Below are 22,505 nucleotides of genomic sequence, written 5' to 3'. Positions count from 1 at the left end.
CTATTAAATGTGATATTGTGTGCTCCGTACAAATAGAATGATGAAAAGGTGAAAGAAAGAAGGTGGGAGAATGGGAGAAAAAAAAGCGATAGAGAAACAGGAGCAAAATAAGGGACCTGAGAAGATCATTGAAGTTAAGCATGTGAAGAAAGTTTATCGTATGGGGTCAGAGCGTATCTGTGCAGTGGATGATGTAAGCTTTGATATTTTAAAAGGGGAATTTTGTTGTCTGCTTGGTACTTCCGGTTCTGGAAAATCAACGCTTTTAAATTTGATGGCTGGAATTGAAAAATTAACGAGTGGACAAATCGTTATAAAAGGAAAAAACATTCATAAGATGAATGAAAATAATCTAGCCAGATTCCGTCAAAACTTCCTTGGGTTTGTATTCCAATCTTATAATCTCTTAAATTCTATGACCGCGTTAGAGAATGTTGAATTTCCTCTAGTCTTTAAAAAAGTTCCTCTCCGGAAACGTAAGAAAGCTGCAAAGGAAATGTTAGTTAAGGTTGGTCTAGGTACTAGATTAAAGCATAAGCCAAAGCAAATGAGTGGTGGTCAGCAGCAGAGAGTTGGTATTGCAAGAGCGTTTGTTGCAAAACCTGAAATTGTCTTTGCGGATGAGCCTACAGGAAACTTGGATACCAAAACAACAATGGAGGTTATGGACTTAATCAAACAGATTGCCAGAGATAATCACCAAACGATTGTTATGGTTACGCATGATAAACGTCTCGCGGGGTATGCGGACAAAATTATACATATTTTGGACGGAAAAATTCAGCAGGTTGAGATACTTCGTGACATAACAAAACCAGAAGAATTAGGCAAATCGAGAGATTACAATTTAGAAGCTTTCTCCGAGGAGGAGAATGTTATTCCGGAGGATGCTAAATTCGAGGAGGCACAGAAACTTATTAGTGCTACAACAGAAGTAAAAGAGGAAACATAAATTTGCAGAACTTACGTAGGAATGCAGAGGAAAAAGTCCTTATAGCCTATCGTGTGAAAAAACAAAGTTTGCAGCCTATATTTGGTTAATATGAAAAGAATTATGAAAGAAGAGGGATGAGAAATGAAAATGAAGAAGTTATTGGCATTATTTCTGATATGTTCCATGGTTCTCGCGGGATTCGGAAGTGCAGTAACCGCGAAGGCAGAAGAGGCCTATGTAGATGTGACTGATAGTAAATCAAAAGTCATTAGTGTTAAGGCAGGTGAGACTACTCATGTAAAATTACCGGTAGTAGCTAAAAGAGAGTATATTACCAACCCAGGAATAGTTGCTGTCCCTGAATCAAATGCACCTTTTGTCACAGGGAGTGTAACGATGACCAAAGAAAACCAAACTACTCCGGTGCTTGGTATAGATGCATTTTCAACTACATATTTAGAGTTTGATATCACTGTAAAAGACACTGCTAGTATTGGTAGTTATACTTTAAATATTAATTTAACTTTTTTAACTGGCGACCTTATGGGCGGTTTTCAGAGTATGACATCCTCCTTGCCAATAACTGTTCGCGTAACAGAAGAAAAGGCTCCAATCCAAATTACAATAGATAAAATATCATATAACGAAGATAATGCAGCTGTGGGTAATAATTTTGAACTATCATTTGACGTACGTAATGATGGTGAAATTGCATCATTAAATACCTATATGAGTATTGATTATAAAGAAAGTGGTATGATCCCAGGTTACACTGTAGAAAATATAAAAATTGGAGAGTTAAAATCTGGTCAAACCACAAAAATCTCAATTCCAGTAAAAGTTTTAGCTTCAGCCAAAGAGGGGTTACAGTTAATTTCTGCTAATTTTACTTATAAGGATTCAGAAGGTAATGAAAAATCTATTACTAAAAGCATATATATTACTCTACAGAAAACAAGTACAGGAGTTTCTGAAAAAGCAAAACTAACAATTGAATGTAATTCGGTGAATGATAAGGTTTTAGTTGGTTCCTCTTATCAATTAAAAGGAGTTATTGAAAATATTGGTAAGCAAAAGGCTACGAATGTTATAGTATCAATTGCTGATGGCGTTGGCGTAACGAATGGTATTATTCCTAAACATGAAGCCGGAGGTATTAAGGTAGGCGATATTGCAGTAGGTGGAAAGCATAATTTTACGATTCCGCTATTAGTTACAGATAATGCATCAGCAGGTTTACAAGAAATCTCGGTTCAGGTTACCTATACAGACAGTGAAGGAGAAACTCGTACTGCTGTTACTAAGACATACCTTACTGTAATTAAACCAGAAGTACCGGAACAAACCGGTGAAGTAGTAATAAGTGGAGCAGTTCAGAATCCATCTTCTCCAGTAGTAGGGGAGAGACTATCTGTAACATTTAATGTTCAAAATAATGGTAACTCTACAATTACTGATGTTACATTATCTGGTCAGGAATTAAGTAGTGCAGGTTTTGAGCCACTTGATTCTCAAGCTATTAGAAGTATTGGCTCATTAAAAGCAGGAGAAACAAGAACAGTAACTCTTGATTTTAAAGTAGGAGCCAATATTGCGGAAGGTTTAAATACGTTAACAATCGGATGTGATTACCTTGATGGAAATGGATCCAAACAATCCGTGAAAACACCTATTTATATCTTAAATGTTATCAATGACTCCAACAGTAAGCCAAAGCTTATTATTAGTGGATATACGATAGACCAGGAAGAATTAAAAGCAGGATCTACATTCGATTTTACTTTTCATATTAAAAATACTCATATGTCAAAGTCTGCAAAGAACATTAAAGTTACTGTAACACAGGCAGATAATGTATTTTCAGCGACTCAGGGTAGTAACAGCTTTTATATTCCAAGCATTGGACCAGGTGCTGAATATGAGCAAGCAATGAATATGAAAGTGAAATCAGATGTAACGACAGGTGCTTATGAAATTGAACTTACCTTCGAATATGAGTACGATGGAATGAACAAGGTAGATCAAGAAACAGGCGGAGTTAAAACAACGGATAAATTAAAACTTCAAGCTATGGAGAATTTAAGACCTTCGATCCAGAATTTTACTGTAGGTATGTATGGTGAGATGCCAACGGTAGGTATGACTAGTTCAATGACATTTGAATTTATTAATATGGGTAAATCTCCATTAAATAACGTGAGATTCTCATTAGATGGTGATTTTACATTAGATAATGGCGGAACAACTTTTTACCTTGGTACAATATCACCAGGTAGTCCAGAATATGTAGAGATACCAGTTATGCCTAATATGGAAGGATCTGCATCTGGTACTTTATACATTTTATTTGAAGATAGTACAGGAGAAGATGTTTCTCACCCTTATGAATTTAAAGATATTTTTGTAAATGGTAGTTATACTCCAGAATTTCCAATAGAACCAGATGTTCCAAGTGTCAATATTGATCCATCAGCGAATGCACCTAAGGATATTATGGCACCATGGATTTTTGTTGTGATGCAGCTTGCTGTCTTGGTGGTATTTATTCCAGTTGTTCGATTGGTAGTAATTAAGATTCAAAAAAGAAAACTTCAAAAACAAGACAGTAATATCTAAGAAAGGGGATGAGGAACATGGTTAATATAGAATTTATGCAACAGACAGTAATAGGTAATACTTTGGCTGATAATTCATCAGCTACAAGCAGTACCCCAGAGTCTAATAGTACAACCCAAGACCAGGGAGTCTCTGTTGGAGAGAATGGTGAGAATACTACTTCGGATGGCGCAAACGTGAATATTGAAGGTTCTGATGGGGGAAACCTCGAAGGAACAGAAGGTACAAATGGTGCTGGTGATGGAACAACAGACGGAGCAGTAGACGATGCAATCAATGGAGCGGTAGACGGTGCAACCGACGGGCACTTAGGTGGTTCGGAAGGTGGTATTACCGATGGTATGATGGATGGTTCCGATGGTGGCTTCATGGGTGGTGGAGATATGATTGGAGAAGTGCCAGTAGTTAGTGCAAAAGGAACGGTGATGTCAAGTTGGCCTTTTGTTATTGGAATCACTTCAGTTACTTTAGTACTTAGTGTTGTGATAGGTATCTTGTTGGCTAAGAAGAGAATCAAAAAAGGATTTGATCTGTATGAAGATTAGTGATCTGTTAAAAATGGGTTTGCGTAACCTATTTCGAAGAAAAGCAAGAACTGCATTAACAGTCGTTGGTATGGTAATTGGTACAATCTCAATTGTAGTCATGGTTTCTATTGGTATCGGAATTGATAGTGTATATGAGCAAGCTGTCATGACAAATGGTAGCCTATCCTTAATCAATGTATATCCTACTGGTGGATATGGCGGTGGTTACTATGTTTCATCGTCCAATGATGGTCAACAAAAGCAAGTTCAACTTGATGATGCTATGATTGACCAAATAAAACAGATTAAGAATGTGAAATTTGTATCACCAATGATTAGTAAGTATGTAAATCCAGTGAGTGGAAAATATCAGTCTTGGCTTGAAATAGTGGCAGTAGATTTTTCTGTACTTAAGGAATTTGGCATTCCTATGTTAGAAAGCGGGGCTTATCCATCTAAGGATGATAAAACAAAAATCTTATTAGGTTCTAATTGCCTCAGGGATTTTTACGATTGGTCTTCCAGATTTGGAAAGAGCAAGACGGTTGATTTAACAAAAGATAAAGTTACTTTCACTTTCACAGACTATCAGCAGAATGATAAGAAGCGTCCATATAAAATTTCGATTAATGAAAATTACGCTTATTTTACGAACGACGAAAACACGATGTATTCCTATAGTGGTTTTATGGATATTGATTACTTTAAGGAAATTTATACAAAGTATGCAAATACATTAAAGGTTGAGGATAGAAAAAAAGCAATGAAGTCAATCGAGAATTATTCTCAAGCTTGGGTAAATGCAGATAATATCCGTGATGTAACGAAAATAGTAGAAGAGATTCAGGGATTAGGGTTGCAGGCCTATAGTGCTATGCAGCAACTTGGTCCAATGATTGAAACCGCTGATATGTTAAAGAACGTATTTGCTGGTATCGGTTTAATTGCAATGCTTGTTTCTGCAATCAATATTGCAAATACAATGATTATGTCCATCTATGAGCGAACAAAAGAAATTGGTGTCATGAAAGTACTTGGTTGCCTAGTTCGTGATGTAAAAAAGCTGTTTTTATTTGAAGCAGGTATGATTGGTCTGATTGGTGGAGGTATTGGAATTGCATTTAGTTACTTGGCTTCTTGGGCTGTAAATAAATATGGTGGAAAGTTAATCTCAAGTATCATCCCTGGAAATGGCTGGTATGTTGACGGGACTGGAACAAATTTTTCACAAATTCCATGGTGGCTTCCGATTCTAGCGACTGGATTTGCAATTTTAGTAGGTGTAATTGCAGGATATATTCCTGCTAGACGTGCTACAAAGATTAGTGCGATAGAGGCAATGAAAACGGAAGGCTAATGTTTATCTAATACTTAGAAGGAATAGATTATCCGAAAGTCAAATGTTTTTCTAATACTTAGAAGAAGATTATTGGAAAGCTAAAAGGTTATTACTTAAAAAATATTTAAACCTAAAACGCGTAGCGATTTTGTTGTATAATTGCTGCGCGTTTTTGTGCGCGCCATGCATGGCGCATAGCTATAGGCTAAGATGATTGGCTAAAACATCAATTCATAGGAGAATACATAGAAATAAAAGAATATACCCTTGTCTCACTTATTTAAATGGTATATAATTCATGACATGGAAGTATAAAGATGAAACCTCTTTTTATAAAGATGAAACCTCTTTATGAATTAAACCTCTTTGTAAAGATGAAACATCTTTATGAAGATTTAACTTCTTTATGAAGGTTTATTATAGTAGTAAAAATAGAAGCTTAAGGCGATGATTTTTTCGAAGGTACTGCTTCTTAAAGAATTAGAAAGGCAAAAACTCTATGCACAAAAGTAATACAAAAAAAATAACACTCTACGGGATGTTGATTGCTCTTGCCTTCATTTTAAGTTACATCGAAAATCTGATATCGTTACCAATTCGGATACCTGGTATTAAGCTTGGTTTAGCTAACATAGTTGTATTAATAGGGTTATATGCACTTGGGGTGAAGGCTGCATTAGTTTTATCTGTAGTGAGAGTACTATTGGTAAGCTTGACTTTTGGTAATATGTCAATGTTTTGGTTTAGTATGGCAGGAGCCTTCTTAAGTCTTATCACCATGATTTGCCTTAAGAAGATAAAAGGATTTAGCATGATTGGTGTCTCGATTGCAGGCGGTGTTGCCCATAATGTAGGTCAGATTATAGTAGCTATGTATGTGCTAGGAAAACGTATTGTTTTTCAACTTCCATATCTTCTGATTGGAGGAATTGGTATGGGATTGGTAATTGGAATAGTTGGAGCGATGGTTTGGAAGAAGTTATCAAAAGCTTTGAATCAATGGTAGGAACGCAGAGAAAAAAGGTTAATTGGTATTGGTAATTTATAGGGAACGTTAGCGGCTCTATAAATAGAAAAAAGGGCATCACATGTCAAAGGAAAAAATATCAGTACAGGAGAATAAGAAGATGGCTACGATTCGAGACATTTCGTTAAAATGTGGGGTATCGGTTTCTACAGTAAGTAAGGTATTAAATGGATACCGAGAAATTGGGGAAGAGACTTCGAAAGCGGTTATGAAAGCAGCAGAGGAGCTTGGGTATGTACCAAACTCTTATGCCAGACAACTGAAACTTAAAAAATCGTATAATATAGGTGTATTATTTGATACCTTATCTGTTTATGGTTTAAAGAATGAATACTTTGCACACATTTTAGCCGCATTGAGAGAGAATGCGAGCCAAGGGGGCTATGATATCACCTTTATTGAGAATAATATAGGGAATCGTAGAATGACCTATCTTGAACACTGTAAATATCGAAATTTCGATGGAATTTGTATTGTATGCGCTGATTTTACTAATCCTGAGGTATTAGATGTAGTCAATAGCGATTTTCCAGTGGTAACAATTGATCATTCATTTAACGAAGCAATTAGTATCTTATCAGATAATTCTGGTGGTATGAGAGATTTGGCCCAGTATATTGTTTCGATGGGACATAAGAAAATAGCTTATATTCATGGTAATAAGAGTTCTGTAACTCATAATCGTTTGGTCGCATTTCACCAAGTATTAGCGGAACATGATATTGTGATACCGGAGTATTACATGAAGGAAGGCGAATATCGCCTTGCTGAGTCAGCAGAGGAATTTACGTATGAATTACTAAATCTTTCGGATAGACCAACTTGTATCTTAGCTTCTGATGACTATGCTGCACTAGGCGTGATAAAAGCAATTAAGCGAGCTGGGCTAAGGTTTCCAGAGGATATATCGGTAGCAGGGTTTGATGGAATATCCATCTCTCAAGCGCTTGAGCCTAAGCTAACTACAGTAAAGCAGGATACTGAAAAATTAGGGGAACAGGCAGCAAAAAAATTAATTTGTTTAATGGAAAGTCCTATGACTACCCCTTTGGAGCATATTGTATTAAAGGCAGAATTAATCATTGGTGATTCTGTTAAAAAACTTAGATAAATAGAAAGGAGCCGCCATGGCAAAAGAATTAAAAAAGCGTAGTGAAGTCGCTAAAGAAAATACATGGGCAATTGAAGACATATTTGCCAGTGATGAACTATGGTACAAAAATCTAGAGGAATTAAAAGGGTATAAGGAAAAAATATTAGCTTTTAAAGGTAAACTTGGTAGCAGTTCCAAGACATTATTAGCATTCTATCAACAAGTGGAAGAATTATTAAGATTATTAGATGACTTATTAAATTATTCTTCGAGAAAACGTGACCAGGACACGAAAAACTCTACTTATCAGGCAATGGATGGTGCGATGATGACTGCCTATGTTGAAGTTTCGGAAGCACTTTCCTTTGAAACTCCAGAAATTATTACAATACCAGACGAAAAGATGGAAGAATTCTATCAAGAAGAAAAAGGCTTAGAACTCTATCGTCGTCATATTGAATCGCAAAGAAGAATGAAGGCACACGTACTCTCGGATGCGGAAGAAAGATTACTTGCTGCTGCGGGAGAGATGTCATCTGCGCCTGGAAACATTAATTCTACATTTAATAACGCTGATCTAGTATTTCCTGAAATCACTGATGAGGATGGAGATAAGGTTCGAATTACTCATGGTAACTTCATTCCATTTATGACGAGTAAAGATAGAAGAGTTAGAAAAGAAGCATTTGATGCACTTTATAGTGTATACGAGCAATATAAGAATACTTCGGCGTCTATTCTAAATGCACAGGTAAAACAGTTACAATTCTTTGCAAGGGCTAAAAAATACAATACAGCTATTGAAGCAGCCCTTGATGTAACAGAAGTGCCGGTATCGGTATATCATAGCTTGATTGAAGCGGTAAATAAAAATCTACCTCATCTTCATCGTTATATGGATATTAGAAAGAAAGTTCTTGGTGTAGAAGAGCTTCATATGTATGACCTCTATACCCCAATTATTGAAGAAGCAGATAGTAAGGTAAGTTTCGAGGAAGCAAAGAAGACAATCCTAGAGGCTTTAAGACCGATGGGAGAGGATTATATCCGCGTCTTAGAAGAAGGTTTTAATAATCGCTGGATTGATGTTTATGAAAATGAAGGAAAGCGTAGTGGAGCATATTCCGCTGGAGCAAGAGTTCATCCATATGTGTTAATGAATTATGCGGATACGATTGATAGTATGTTTACATTAGCTCATGAAATGGGTCATGCTCTACATTCTTATTTATCCAACCACACTCAACCAACAATTTACAGCGATTATGTTATCTTTGTTGCTGAGGTTGCCTCTACCTGCAATGAGAATTTATTAATGCAGTATCTACTAAAGAATACAACCGATAAGAAAAAGAGAGCGTATTTGATCAATCATCAACTTGAAAATTATCGTACTACATTATTCCGTCAGACGATGTTTGCAGAATTCGAATTAATGATTAATACAAAGGCAGAGCAGGGGGAAACCTTAACTGCAGATATGCTATGTGAAATGTACCGTGGATTAAATGAAAAGTACTACGGAAAAGATGTTGTGATTGATGATAAGATTGCAGTTGAATGGGCAAGAATTCCTCATTTCTACTACAATTATTATGTATTCCAATATGCTACAGGATACTCTGCTGCGGTAGCTTTATCAAACCGTATCTTAACGGAAGGGGAATCTGCAGTGAAGGATTATTTAAAATTCTTAAGTGGTGGTAGATCAGCAGATCCAATCTCCTTATTAAAGATTGCTGGAATTGACATGAGTACATCAAAGCCAGTAGAAGAAGCTCTTAAGAAGCTTGGAAATTTATTAGATGAGTTTGAAAGTTTAATATAACAAGAAAGTAGCAAAACGGATTCCAAGTATTCGCTTTGAATCAAGAAGAAATGTTTTATCGTCTTTACTTGTGAACTTTCTAATTTAAACTTTCAAAAATTTATTTAAATAAAAGTTAAAATACGAGGGTTGATGCAATAATAAGGAATTATTATTTTGCATCAACCCCCTTTAACTTGTAACTACGTCTCACATGTTGCTTTTTGTTACTTAGTGCCTGTTCAGTAGATACTACCGGTAGACCCTATCAGTAGACCGTACCAGTAGACACTACTTAGAAACAATAATTCTACACTTCTTTGTTAAACCACTTGATGTTTGTACGTATATCGTAGCATGCCCTTTTGATTTGGCATGTATTAAACCCCATTGGCTTACACTTGCAACAGAAGGGTTTGAAGAATAATAATAAAGTCGATCTGTATTAGTACGCGGAGTGACGTCTACATCTAAACGGCTTACGGAACCTATTGATAAGGTTTTTGTTTCTTCAGATAATGTAAAGTCGGTGATAGGAGTTATTTCACAATCAATAACATAGACGGTCTTATTCCCGCGGTTATCAGAGGCATATATGGTATATGGACCCGGCTCGGCTACTTGTATCGATACAGTATGATTACTTAATTTAAGAGTGGATCCCTCTATAAGTGGGGTTCCCTCTTTACCACTAAGGAAGTCTTCAACGGTCTTTTTACCAGGTAGGTACTTTACAGATTTGATGCCACTCTTTGAGTCTTTAATGGTAGCAGATATCGTAATAGTATTGTTATTTAATGAAGTACTATAACTTGCAGTAATCGTTGGTGCTTGGTTATCATCTATGATTTCATATGGTAGAATAATTTCATTACCAGCATAATCACTTACATAGAATGTATACCAACCAGCCTTAGTAACTTCTAGTCTGCCTTCTTCGATGGAGGTGCCAACCGTACCGCGCTTAAAGTCATTTAAGGTCTTTTTCCCAGGCTGATAGGAGGTGATACGAATTCCTGAATTGCCTTTGTCCTTCGCTTCAATGAAAGCGATGAGATTTCCTTTATCGAATCCTGTTTTCACTGATATAGATGGTTTCTTAGTATCTCTTTGTAGTAAATCCATGGATTCTATACATGCATAGGCATTTGGTATCCCTGGGTAGTAGGTCAATGAGCTTAAGTCTGCCAATGGTTTGTAGTTCATAAGCAATACCTCTTTGACATTCGAAGGGTATAACTTTGTAGCAGTAGAGTATAGAATTGCAGCGATTCCTGAAACATGAGGTGCAGCCATGGAAGAGCCAGAGAAAGTACGGTAACCACCAACAACAGTACTTAGAATATCTACACCAGGGGCTGCGATATCAACTGAATTAGCACCATAATTAGACTTCACAGTTAGGGCACCAGTTGGACTGACAAATGTTACGGAAATAATATTATCCAGAGAAAAGCTGGCTGGATACACTGGTATTTCATCGTTATTTTTACCATTGTTTCCGGCAGCTGCAATAAATAACATAGGGGATTCCTTGATTGTTTGCTCTAGAGCTTGATTATAGGTTGTGGAACCCCAACTCAGGTTACAGATATCAGCTCCCATCATAGTAGCATATTTAATTGCCTTGATTGCGTTAGAGATGGTTCCTTTACCTTTCTCTCCTCCGTGAATTTTTAATGACATAATTTTCACGTCAATATTAGAGGCTACTCCTGCGATACCAATTTGATTGTTTGCAGAGGCGGCGATAATACCAGCACAATGTGTACCGTGGTCATCATTATCCTCTTTACTAGCGGTCATAGTTTTAGTATCATAGTGACATATTGTATTGTCATTATTGTAGAAATCCCAACCATAGATATCGTCAACATAACCATTGTTATCGTTATCGATTCCATCCCCTGCTATTTCATTTGGATTAATCCACATGTGGTCTTTTAGGTCGGGATGTTCAAAATCAATTCCTGTATCTACAATGGCGACAATGACTTGACGAGTTTCGGAATTTTCTTTATTGTAATAAGACCAAGCTTTTGAAAGTTCCAAATCGACATATTTTGTACTGGGCGGGCGAACTTGGATGTTCCCAGCATATTGCAAGTAGTTGCTGTTGCTTTCGCTAGACCACCCCGAAGAATCGTAGGAATCGAAGTTAGAGAAAAGAGATATCTGCTGATTATAATCTACAGCACTTATTTCCTCATAATTCCGAAGAGTATGTATTAGGGTATCCGTATCGGCGTTATCCGCCATACAGAGCATGTAGTTGTCGATTTCCTCAATCATATGTAGCGATGTATCGTAAGTGGACAAGATTTTTTGCTTCTCTTCCTCAGATACCTTGGTATCCCACAGGAGAATAAGTTCAGTGGTAGAGGAATCAGTTACTGTTTGAGAATGAACCTCTCTTCTTTGTTTGTGTGTATCATAGAAGTCAGTCTTTTGACTAGTCTTATTTTCTAGAAAACAAAGACAAAGAAGTAGCGGTATTAATCTTAGTATGAAGTTTGTATGTTTACGAATGTTTGCCATAGGAATCCTCCATTCTGTCGCACGTAAAACCATGTTTGTGCCGAGGACGACGCAGGCACAAACTTATATGTGAAGCTTTAGAATTCTTAGGTCGCGTCATTTGATGCCTTAGAAATTCTATTCACATTTCATTCTTTGAATGAAAATAAACTGGTTGCGGGTATATATCAATATTTAAAATAATTTTTCAAAAGCAACTCAATACTATATATTCATTTTTAGACAAAAATATGGTTTTTTAGTGGCAGTTATATGTCAAAATAGAATTAAATTATAATATTAGTAATATATAGGACTAAATGAGGAGGAAAACAATGAAAGTACTATTAGTCGACATCAGCTTAAATCAGATGAAGAGTATCGCTGGAGTTATCGGGGAGTTGATAAAAGGCGTCGAAATTATTGGCATGGCAAGTGATGTGCAGAGTGCTTGCCAAGTTTTTTCAGAGCATCATCCAGATATTATTCTCATTTCCAAAGAACTAAAAAGTACAGATGGATTTATCGTGGCCTCCGAGATACGTAAACTGGATAGTGAAGCCGGTATTATAGTATATGGTGAGGATGAGTCTGTAACGAGTCTTAAAAGAACGATTGAAGTTAGAGCGCACTCCTATCTTATGAAGCCGATTACAAAAGAGAAGCTTCACCAAGCGATAGAAGGGATTTGTGAAACTCGTGAACGCAGTCGTTATCAGTTAGTAGCAGAACGCGAGATTTTAGCAACACAGGCTATGGAATTAATTGAATTTAGTTTTGTATATTCTGTGTTATATAACGAAGACTTTCAATGGGAATGGAAAAACTATCAATACATGCTTAATCTAAGCGGTAGTGGATACGTTATCTATGTATCGTTAGAAAAAGGGAATTATAAAGAAAGAATATCTTATGAGCGGTTTAGCAAGTTAATTAAGAGAAATGTCACCCCAGGTCATCGATGTATTGTTGGAAGGGAAATGTCTAGAAGCATTGTTATTTTTGTAATGGAAAAGCACGGGCTAGAAAGTAATACCTCGAAAGTTGAGCAAATCCGGTATGGAGAGTACATACGAAAGGTCTTTCGCGATATGTTCCAAATCGAAGCAAAGGTTGGAATTGGAAGCATGAAACCGATTGATAAAATTGTAATATCCTATGAAGAAGCACTTCGAAGCTTAAGATATGACCGTATGGGAAGCATCGCCCACGTACAAGATGTGACAGAAGAGCGAAAAGAGAAGAAGCAATTCTATACCGAAATGGAGGAGAAGTTCTTATTAAATATTCGGGATGGAAACAAAGAAGCACTCAATAATTTGGTTACATTGCTTGATTTGCTATCGAACTATAGCATGTTAGATAAAAAAAATAAGCTGTTAGAATTAATTGTCATGGCATCGAATAAAGCGAGACGAGACGGAGGCAGTGAGTCGGAATATACTAATTATATAGAACTATTGCGGGAACTTGATTCACTGGCAGAGGGAGAAATCAATTCGTGGGCTTTTCGTAGTGTTAATTATGTCTTAAAGTCGGTTAGAGATAACCAGGATGAGAATTCTTTTGCAGCGATTCGAAAGGTGTTACGCTATGTTGACACACATTACGATGAGGATATTACATTAGAAGAGGTGGCTGGCATTTTAAATATTAGTCCCCAATATTTTAGTCGTATCTTTAAAGAAAAGATGGGGGTTACTTACGTAGATTATTTGACGAATATTCGAATCAAAAAGGCACAGGAGTGGCTCATATATTCGGATAAAAATATACAAGAAATATGTTATATGGTAGGGTATAAAGACCCGAACTATTTTTCTAGGGTGTTCAAAAAAACGGTAGGGGTTACTCCAAAACAGTTTGTTGAAAATAAGGGAAAACGATAAATTGCAAAAGTGGTACGATATATTACGCTATGGTAGGAACTTAAATTGCTTCTGCCATAGCGAGAATTGTGGACATACTTGACGGAAGTTAAAAATTAGGTTATAATAAAGGTATAAATTATAAGATTTGGTACAAATTGATATTATGTAATTAATTTTCTTAAAATAAGAATAAAATAAATTTTACAAAGATAAAAAAGATCATTGACGTGAAGTTCAGAGTATGATATAGTAAACTGGCTATGGAAGAGGTCTTTTTTTTATGCCTAAAAAACAGTGAAGACCTGTATCAGTTCTAGTTTTTCGCTAGGACGTTACATGTTAACGCAAGAATAGGGCAGGATTTAAGAATCGGCATATTCTAAATCCGAAGATGCTTTATTCACCACAGAAAATTAACGGAGGTGGAAGTTGTGCGAGTAAAAATTACATTGGCATGTACAGAATGTAAACAGCGTAATTACAACACTACAAAGGAAAAGAAAAATCATCCTGACAGAATGGAAACCAAAAAGTTTTGTAAATTCTGCAAATCACACACATTACACAAAGAAACTAAGTAATAATGTCTAACGATGGATGGCTTTATTCATCCGGTGAGACGACAAACCTTTGACAAGGAAGGAAAGTGAAGTTATGGGAGATACTGCAAATACTTTAGAAAAAGCTCCAAAAAAGAGCTGGTTCAAGGGTCTTAAGTCAGAGTTTAAGAAGATCATTTGGCCGGACAAAGAATCACTTGCGAAACAAACCGTAGCTGTTGTTGTCATATCCACTATTTTAGCTATAGTTATTGGAATTGTTGACCAGATTGTAAAACTTGGAATCAAGATAATACTTTAACTAGGATAAGGGTGATGATATGTCAGATGCTAATTGGTACGTAGTTCATACCTACTCGGGATACGAGAATAAGGTAAAAGCCAACATTGAGAAAACAATCGAAAACAGAAAGCTTCAAGATCAGATACTGGAAGTTTCCGTTCCTTTGCAGGACGTTATCGAAGTGAAAAACGGTGTTAAGAAAAAGGTTCAGAAAAAGATGTTCCCTGGTTATGTGTTATTAAACATGATTATGAATGATGATACATGGTATGTAGTTCGTAATACCAGAGGGGTAACTGGATTCGTTGGCCCGGGATCAAAACCGGTTCCACTCACTGACTTCGAAATGAAGAGCATGGGAATTAAGAAAGATGAAATGGTAATTGATTTTGCGGTAGGCGATACCGTAACAGTAGTGTCCGGTGTATGGGAAAATACACAGGGTGTGATCAAAGCAATTAACGAGCATAAACAAATCGTTACCATTAACATCGACATGTTTGGTCGAGAGACACCTGTTGAGATCAGTTTTACGGATGTAAGGGTTGAAAATTAAGAAAACTTTAAGGTAATGTTAACAAAGTTCGCAAGAGCGCGGACAGTGGGAGGGTAAGTAGCGAAGCAGGTAATACTGACAATAAGTCTATTACTCCCGGTAAAACCACAATTTTAGGAGGTATGCTATCATGGCAAAGAAAGTTACAGGTTATATTAAATTACAAATTCCTGCTGCAAAGGCAACACCAGCACCACCTGTTGGTCCTGCACTTGGTCAGCACGGTGTAAACATTGTACAGTTCACAAAGGAATTCAATGCTAGAACAGCAAATCAGGAAGGTATGATCATTCCTGTTGTTATCACTGTATATGCGGACAGAAGCTTTAGCTTCATTACAAAAACTCCTCCAGCAGCAGTATTGCTTAAGAAGGCTTGTAATTTAAAGTCCGGTTCTGCAGCTCCAAACAAGACTAAGGTTGCTACAATCAAAAAGTCTGAAGTTCAGAAAATTGCAGAATTAAAGATGCCAGATTTAAATGCAGCAAACGTTGAGACAGCAATCAGCATGATCTCTGGTACTGCAAGAAGTATGGGTATCACAGTAGTTGAAGACTAACACGATGTTTATATAGATGTGGGAGGGCAATCCCGATAATACCACTAGGAGGTAAAACATGAAAAGAGGAAAGAAATATACTGATTCAGCAAAGCTTATCGACAGAACTGCTCAATATGATGTTGCTGACGCAATCAGTTTAGTAAGAAAATCTGCAGTAGCTAAATTCGATGAGACAATCGAAGCGCACATCAGACTTGGTGTAGACGGACGTCACGCTGACCAACAGGTTCGTGGAGCGGTAGTATTACCACACGGAACTGGTAAAACAGTTAGAGTTCTTGTATTTGCTAAGGGGGATAAGGTAAATGAAGCTTTAGCAGCAGGCGCTGACTTCGTGGGTGGCGATGAGTTAATTCCAAAGATCCAGAACGATGGATGGTTTGAATTTGACGTTGTAGTTGCAACTCCAGACATGATGGGTGTAGTTGGTCGTCTTGGTCGTGTACTTGGACCTAAGGGCTTAATGCCAAACCCTAAGGCAGGAACAGTTACTATGGATGTTACTAAGGCTGTTAATGATATCAAGGCCGGTAAAATCGAATATAGATTGGATAAGACAAACATTATCCACGTGCCAGTTGGTAAAGCTTCCTTTACCGAAGAACAACTCGCAGACAACTTCCAAGCGCTTATGGGTGCAATCATCAAGGCTAAACCTGCTGCAGCTAAGGGACAGTATTTAAGAAGCGTAACAGTCGCATCTACAATGGGCCCTGGAATCAAGCTTAACACAAGTAAATTAGCATAATTTATTCGTCCATACTGTAAATGGGATAACCTAAGATTACAGTTTGTACAAAATGAAATTGGTGATTGACACACTAATAGATTTATGTTATACTCAAAAAGCTCGTGAGATGCTTAATTCTCACAAACTGCCGAAGACAGTAGGTGCCGTAATGGCATAAGGTGAGACCGCCTACCGAGGAATAGATTAATCAAGCTAATATGCTAGACTAATAATCTGTCTCCTGTTTTCGCAGGAGGCAGTTTTTTTTATTCCGTCTTCTATACAGAATCTATAAGGAGGTGTACTAGAATGGCAAAGGTTGAATTAAAGAAACCAATCATTGATGAAATCAAGGCTTATGCTGCAGATGCTAAGGCAGCGGTTATCGTAGATTACCGTGGACTTACTGTAGAGCAGGATACAGCACTTCGTAAGAAATTAAGAGAAGCTGGTGTTGTATACAAGGTATACAAGAACACATATCTTAAGATGGCTTTCGAGGGTACTGATTTCTCTCAGTTAGACAATCATTTAGAAGGACCTACAGCAGTAGCTTTTAGTACTGAGGATGCAACATCCGCAGCTAGAATTTTAGCAGAGTTTGCTAAGACAGCAGACAAGCTTGAATTAAAGGCTGGTGTAGTAGAAGGAACTTATTACGATGCAAAGGGCATTCATACGATTGCTACTATCCCATCAAGAGAAGTTCTTATTTCCAAGTTACTTGGAAGTCTTCAGTCTCCAATTACAAACTTCGCTCGTGTGCTTAAGCAGATTGCAGAGAAGAATGGAGAAGTTGCTTAGTAATAACTTTACGTCCCTTGTGATTTAGAGTTAATAGAACGTAAAAAAACCAATAATTATATGGAGGTATTTAATAATGACAACTCAAGAGTTTATCGATGCTATTAAGGGCATGACAGTATTAGAGTTAAATGATTTAGTAAAAGCTTGTGAAGAAGAATTTGGTGTAAGCGCAGCAGCAGGTGTTGTTGTAGCAGCAGCTGGCCCAGCAGAAGCAGCTGAGGAGAAAACAGAGTTCGACGTTGAATTAACAGACGTTGGAGCAAACAAAGTTAAGGTTATCAAAGTAGTTCGTGAAGTAACTGGTTTAGGCTTAAAAGAAGCTAAGGACGTTGTTGATGGCGCTCCTAAGGTTCTTAAAGAAGCTGCTTCTAAGGAAGAAGCTGATGATATCAAGGCTAAGCTTGAAGCTGAAGGTGCAAAGGTTACTCTTAAGTAATTTAACCCTCTTGATATTGGATGCGGCAGATTACTGCTCAAGTCCATTATGTTAGAGAACGAGCGGCGATAACATCATAAGATGAATCTCGCTATGCTTTCTATCACTTAAAAATATAGAAACCACTCCGTGTGTGGGTTACGATGAGTAGCAAACAGATTGGAGTGGTTTTTTACATGCATGAAAAAAATTTTTTGTAGCATACTTTTTCTTGTACACAGAGATGAAATGTTTTTCGTTTTGAAGGTGTGAGAGAAAAACGCTTTCACACGGCTATTTGTGCTATGCACAAAGTCGCCAACTTTTGAAGAATGGAGATTATAATGCTAGATCAAGTTAAGAAAAATAGTAAATTTGAGCGCTTTTTTGTTTTCCTCACCTGTTACTATGCTTTTTTTGTAAATGGTATGATGGTTTTAATGGTTGGAACGATATTACCGTATCTAATCGAGGAAGCCAATTTAAGTTTTAGTATTGCTGGAGGATTATTATCTGCATTTGCGATTGGTAATCTTCTTGCAAGTTTCGTAAATCCACCGGTTATCGCAAAGTTTGGTAGGAAACGGACGATTATTGCTTTATCATCACTAATCCCAATATGCTTAATTGTTATTATGGGGATACCTTCCGTACCAGTTTTATATCTAAGCTTTGTATTTCTTGGTATTGGCCGCGGATCTGTTAGTATTTTTAATAACACAGTAGTGAATGAGCGTGCAGAGGGAAAAAGTTCGATGTTAAACATCTTACATATGGCATTTGCAATTGGCGCTTTCCTAGCCCCTTTTCTAAGTTCTCTCTACATTAGTCATCAATTAACCTGGAAACACTTAGGATATACAGTTGTTGCTTTAGTTGCACTTACTATTCTTCTTTTGTGTTTAATTCCAATACCTATTGACGAGGGAATGAGTAAGGGAATTAAGAAAGAACAAACGAATACAAATCGTTCTTATATTAAAAGCAAGGATTTTTATGTGATAGGCTTCATTTTATTTTTCTATTTAGGTCTAGAAAACTGTGTGAATGGCTGGTTTATCACATATTTTAAAAAGAGCGGTGTGATGAGTGATAAATTAGCAACTAATTTAGTATCTTATACATGGTTGGCAGTCATGATAGGGCGTCTTGTGACGGCTTTCTTATCTACTAAGGTGAAAAAGAAGACATTAATATTAATCAACTGCATTTTAACAACAGCATTTTTAGGTTTGTTAATCTCAACAACCAATGTAAATGTCATTGCTTTGTCGATTATTTTGTTGGGATTTTTCTTTGCTGGAATTTACCCAACCTGTATTGCGAATGCTGGACCGATTATAAAAGGAAGCCCATCTGGTATGTCAATGCTTCTAGCGATTGCTGCACTTGGTGGAATTATTGCACCACAAATTGTCGGAATTGTAGCAGATGCCATTGGGCTAGGCGGCGCTATTGGTGTATTGTTATTTAGTAATGTATTCATGGTATTATTTGCGGTTATTAATTTTAAACGTAATGTAATAGAATAGATAATAATATATTTGGAATATTAGTATAGATAAGAGTAGTGTTCCAATGAGAAAGAGCTTTTTTGGCTAAAAGAGAATTTCTTTGGTCAAAGAAGCTTTTTTTCATAAATAGAAAAGAATGGAGCCAAGGTGGAATGAACTTCTATTTAAGTGATACCAAAGAGGTTATGAAAGAAGTTGCAAGTAATGAAAATGGTCTTACCAAAGAAGAAGTCGAAAGCAGATTACAAAAAGGTGGAAAAAATGTTTTGAAGGAAGCGAAGAGAGAATCTTTGTTTGTCCATTTTTTAAAACAATTGTTAGAACCAATGACAATTATATTAATTACAGCTGCAATTGTCTCTGGTATTACAGCTGCTTATTCCGGAGAATCATTTGCGGATGTTATCATTATTATGGCAGTTGTTATTATTAATGCTATTTTAGGAGTTTATCAGGAGAATAAGGCAGAAAAAGCGATTGAAGCCTTGAAAGAAATGGCAGCTGCGATGTCAAAGGTAATCCGCTCGGGAGTGCAACTTTCGATAAAAAGCGAAGACTTGGTCGTTGGTGATATTATCCTACTTGAAGCAGGCGATGCGGTTCCAGCGGATGCGCGTATCCTAGAGAATGCCTCTATGAAGGTAGAGGAAGCAGCTTTAACTGGGGAAAGTGTTCCAGTGAATAAGACGGAACAAACCTTGTCTCTCTACGGCGGGAAAGACATTCCTCTGGGTGATCGTAAGAATATGGTTTACATGGGAAGTACCGTTGTCTATGGAAGAGGTAGAGCAGTTGTTACTGGTACAGGAATGAATACAGAAATGGGAAAAATCGCTGATGCGCTGGCAAATGCAAAAGAAGGGAAAACTCCACTTCAACTCAAATTATCTCAGTTAAGTAAGATTCTAAGCTTTCTTGTTATTGGCATTTGTATTTTCATCTTTGTATTTCGTTTATTCAGAAGCGGAAGCCTCAATAGTGAGAATCTGATGAATACCTTTATGGTAGCAGTTAGCTTAGCTGTAGCTGCTATACCAGAAGGTCTTGCTACTGTAGTAACGATTGTGCTATCCATTGGTGTAACCAATATGTCGAAAAGGAACGCCGTCATACGTAAATTAACAGCAGTTGAAACACTTGGTAGTACACAGATTATTTGTTCTGATAAAACAGGAACTCTTACCCAAAATAAAATGACCGTCGTAAAAGAATACACAAATGATCGTGTATTTTTAGCAACAGCAATGGCTTTATGTAGTGATGCGGAATTGGATGAAAATAATCAAGCAATCGGAGAACCTACGGAATGTGCCTTAGTTAACTATGCCTATACAAATCAACTATCAAAAGATGAGTTAAAAAAGAAGCAGCCACGAATTGGAGAAGCACCTTTTGATTCTGTTCGTAAGATGATGACTACAGTACATCAGAAGGAAGATGAATATATTCAGTATACAAAAGGAGCTCCTGATGAAGTACTAAAATGTTGTACTCATTATTTATCTGCGGATGGTGTTACTGAAATCACAGAAGAAATAAAAAGTGAAATATTAACGATAAATAAGGAAATGGCAGATGAGGCTTTACGTGTACTAGCGGCTGCATTTCGTTCCTTTCAAGAGAAGGTAATTATTTTTGATGAGAAAGAATTAGAAAAAGAGCTTGTGTTTGTTGGATTAACTGGTATGATTGATCCGGTTCGCCCAGAAGTTTTAGTTGCAGTTAAGGAATGTAAGGAAGCGGGTATTCGCCCTATAATGATAACAGGCGATCACCGAGATACTGCAGTAGCAATAGCAAAGAAACTTGAAATTATAAAAGATGCCTCTGAGGCTATCACAGGAGCTATGCTTTCTGAAATGGATGATGAGACATTTTCACAAGCAATCGAGAACTACTCTGTTTATGCCCGTGTGCAACCGGAACATAAAGTACAAATTGTAACTGCTTGGAAAGAAAGAGGGAAAGTGGTTGCAATGACTGGAGATGGTGTAAATGATGCACCTTCCATAAAGAGTGCTGACATTGGAATCGGCATGGGCATCACGGGCACCGATGTTACGAAGAATGTTGCTGACATGGTGTTAGCTGATGATAATTTTGCTACTATCGTTGTAGCAGTGGAAGAAGGTAGAAGGATTTACGATAACATCCGAAAATCCATACAATTTTTGCTGTCTTCTAATTTAAGTGAGGTATTAGCAATTTTTGTAGCTACAATTATTGGTTTTACAATTTTAAAGCCAGTACATCTACTTTGGATTAATTTGATTACGGATAGCTTTCCCGCTCTAGCGCTTGGTATGGAACGAGGGGAAGCAGATGTGATGAAGAGGGAACCAAGAGATGCGAAGGAAGGAATCTTTGCTGGAGGTCTGGGTTTTGATGTTATCTATCAAGGTTGTTTTGTTACTATAATAACACTCCTATCTTATTTTGTGGGTCATTATATGGAAAGTGGTAGATGGGAGATAGCAAATAGCAGCGATGGAATGACAATGGCCTTTCTTACCATGTCATTAGCAGAAGTAATCCACTCTTACAATTTACGTTCCAGGGATAAATCGATTTTTCAAATGAATTATCAAAATGCTTACCTTCTTGGAGCAATTATATTATCCTTTGTATTAACAACAGCAGTAATCTATGTTCCATTCTTGAGGGATGCATTTGGGTTTACGAGGATAAGGATACAAGAATATGGAGTTGCAGTTTTATTTGCAATTACTATGATTCCTGTTGTTGAGATCGTTAAGGCGATAAAAAGAATACGTAGCAGAAAATAAAAGATTATTCGCGAAACCGCGAGACACTATGCTTTTGTGTTTTGTGTGTTTTCAGTATGGAGAATGGATTGTATTGAATAAAATGAAAGCAGGATGAAAAGATAAATCCCCCTATCAAAGAGAATAGGAGATTATACTTCATCCTGCTTTTATTTGTTTTTTATATTTGTCTTTTAAAGAAAAGTCAGTTCTTGCTAACCGCTGGCATAAAAACGTATTAATGATTACAAAATTTAAAAGAAAAAGCACTTTCATCAAATTTATACTTAAAAATAAAGATGAATGAGGAACCAATAAATGGTTATACTACAAATTAATACTAGATTTTTTCCGCTTTCCAAATGTTAGCAGGATGTTAGAAAATTATGGGATATTTTGGCTATTATGAGGTAAATCTTAGGGGATACCCCTAATTCATGACAAGGAAAAGTAAGCAAAGCATGCTTTTTTTTAGACGGATGGATAGAATGGGAAAAATGTGAATATTGGACTTTATAGATATTTTATGAAATATATAAAAAAGCTGTACAATTTGCTATTGACAGCTTGACTATACTATGA

At 36.8% G+C, this 22,505-nt stretch carries 18 protein-coding genes and 1 other annotated feature; of the genes, 17 read left to right on the top strand and 1 reads right to left on the bottom strand.

The features are described 5' to 3' along the window. Positions 1–70 precede the first annotated feature (70 nt). The 7 genes from CPHY_RS19185 (at position 71) to pepF (ending at position 9,364) form a co-directional block, all read left to right on the top strand. A complete protein-coding gene (locus CPHY_RS19185) occupies positions 71–952 on the top strand; it encodes an ABC transporter ATP-binding protein (protein WP_012201700.1) in 882 nt (293 codons plus the stop codon). 123 nt (positions 953–1,075) lie between these two features. Continuing rightward, entirely contained in the window at positions 1,076–3,550 is a 2,475-nt protein-coding gene (locus CPHY_RS19180; RefSeq protein ID WP_012201699.1) for a COG1361 S-layer family protein, read from the top strand. Positions 3,551–3,567: 17 nt separating this feature from the next. Further along, positions 3,568–4,095, top strand: a complete 528-nt coding sequence (locus CPHY_RS19175) for a hypothetical protein (RefSeq protein WP_012201698.1) — start codon at positions 3,568–3,570, stop codon at positions 4,093–4,095. Then, entirely contained in the window at positions 4,085–5,434 is a 1,350-nt protein-coding gene (locus CPHY_RS19170) for an ABC transporter permease (RefSeq protein WP_012201697.1), read from the top strand. Before CPHY_RS19175 ends, CPHY_RS19170 begins: the two co-directional genes overlap by 11 nt. 481 nt (positions 5,435–5,915) lie before the next feature. Then, the gene (locus CPHY_RS19165) at positions 5,916–6,422 is read left to right on the top strand and encodes a Gx transporter family protein (protein ID WP_012201696.1); all 507 of its coding nucleotides are present in this window, start codon (positions 5,916–5,918) and stop codon (positions 6,420–6,422) included. Between the two features lie 82 nt (positions 6,423–6,504). After that, complete coding sequence (locus CPHY_RS19160; RefSeq protein WP_012201695.1) at positions 6,505–7,554, top strand: LacI family DNA-binding transcriptional regulator; 1,050 nt, start codon at positions 6,505–6,507, stop codon at positions 7,552–7,554. Positions 7,555–7,570: 16 nt separating this feature from the next. Continuing rightward, entirely contained in the window at positions 7,571–9,364 is a 1,794-nt protein-coding gene (pepF, locus tag CPHY_RS19155; protein WP_012201694.1) for an oligoendopeptidase F, read from the top strand. A gap of 270 nt (positions 9,365–9,634) precedes the next feature. Here the strand turns inward: pepF and CPHY_RS21065 are convergent, their stop codons facing one another. Next, on the bottom strand, positions 9,635–11,881 hold the full coding sequence (locus CPHY_RS21065; RefSeq protein ID WP_012201693.1) for a S8 family serine peptidase: 2,247 nt from the start codon (positions 11,879–11,881) through the stop codon (positions 9,635–9,637). A gap of 314 nt (positions 11,882–12,195) precedes the next feature. Between CPHY_RS21065 and CPHY_RS19145 the strand changes: the two genes are divergently transcribed. The 10 genes from CPHY_RS19145 (at position 12,196) to CPHY_RS19105 (ending at position 21,944) form a co-directional block, all read left to right on the top strand. Continuing rightward, the gene (locus CPHY_RS19145; protein ID WP_012201692.1) at positions 12,196–13,749 is read left to right on the top strand and encodes an AraC family transcriptional regulator; all 1,554 of its coding nucleotides are present in this window, start codon (positions 12,196–12,198) and stop codon (positions 13,747–13,749) included. A gap of 413 nt (positions 13,750–14,162) precedes the next feature. Beyond that, a complete protein-coding gene (rpmG, locus tag CPHY_RS21425) occupies positions 14,163–14,312 on the top strand; it encodes a 50S ribosomal protein L33 (protein WP_012201691.1) in 150 nt (49 codons plus the stop codon). Positions 14,313–14,385: 73 nt separating this feature from the next. Further along, complete coding sequence (secE, locus tag CPHY_RS19140; RefSeq protein ID WP_041703792.1) at positions 14,386–14,592, top strand: preprotein translocase subunit SecE; 207 nt, start codon at positions 14,386–14,388, stop codon at positions 14,590–14,592. Between the two features lie 19 nt (positions 14,593–14,611). Further along, positions 14,612–15,130 (top strand): transcription termination/antitermination protein NusG, encoded by a 519-nt coding sequence (gene nusG, locus CPHY_RS19135; protein ID WP_012201689.1) that lies wholly within the window; start codon positions 14,612–14,614, stop codon positions 15,128–15,130. A 130-nt stretch (positions 15,131–15,260) separates the two neighbouring features. Next, complete coding sequence (rplK, locus tag CPHY_RS19130; protein WP_012201688.1) at positions 15,261–15,689, top strand: 50S ribosomal protein L11; 429 nt, start codon at positions 15,261–15,263, stop codon at positions 15,687–15,689. A gap of 58 nt (positions 15,690–15,747) precedes the next feature. Further along, entirely contained in the window at positions 15,748–16,440 is a 693-nt protein-coding gene (gene rplA, locus CPHY_RS19125; RefSeq protein WP_012201687.1) for a 50S ribosomal protein L1, read from the top strand. 112 nt (positions 16,441–16,552) lie between these two features. Beyond that, positions 16,553–16,697, top strand: a sequence feature (ribosomal protein L10 leader region). Positions 16,698–16,731: 34 nt separating this feature from the next. Next, complete coding sequence (rplJ, locus tag CPHY_RS19120) at positions 16,732–17,226, top strand: 50S ribosomal protein L10 (protein ID WP_012201686.1); 495 nt, start codon at positions 16,732–16,734, stop codon at positions 17,224–17,226. A 76-nt stretch (positions 17,227–17,302) separates the two neighbouring features. Continuing rightward, positions 17,303–17,665, top strand: a complete 363-nt coding sequence (gene rplL, locus CPHY_RS19115; protein ID WP_012201685.1) for a 50S ribosomal protein L7/L12 — start codon at positions 17,303–17,305, stop codon at positions 17,663–17,665. A gap of 323 nt (positions 17,666–17,988) precedes the next feature. Next, positions 17,989–19,176: an MFS transporter gene (locus tag CPHY_RS19110; protein ID WP_012201684.1), complete on the top strand. Its 1,188-nt coding sequence runs from the start codon at positions 17,989–17,991 to the stop codon at positions 19,174–19,176. Between the two features lie 134 nt (positions 19,177–19,310). Further along, complete coding sequence (locus tag CPHY_RS19105; protein WP_012201683.1) at positions 19,311–21,944, top strand: cation-translocating P-type ATPase; 2,634 nt, start codon at positions 19,311–19,313, stop codon at positions 21,942–21,944. Positions 21,945–22,505: the final 561 nt, after the last annotated feature.

Origin of the sequence: Lachnoclostridium phytofermentans ISDg (genome assembly GCF_000018685.1) — a bacterium.
GTDB lineage: Bacteria > Bacillota > Clostridia > Lachnospirales > Lachnospiraceae > Lachnoclostridium > Lachnoclostridium phytofermentans.
This window is presented reverse-complemented; position numbering and strand designations above follow the sequence as displayed.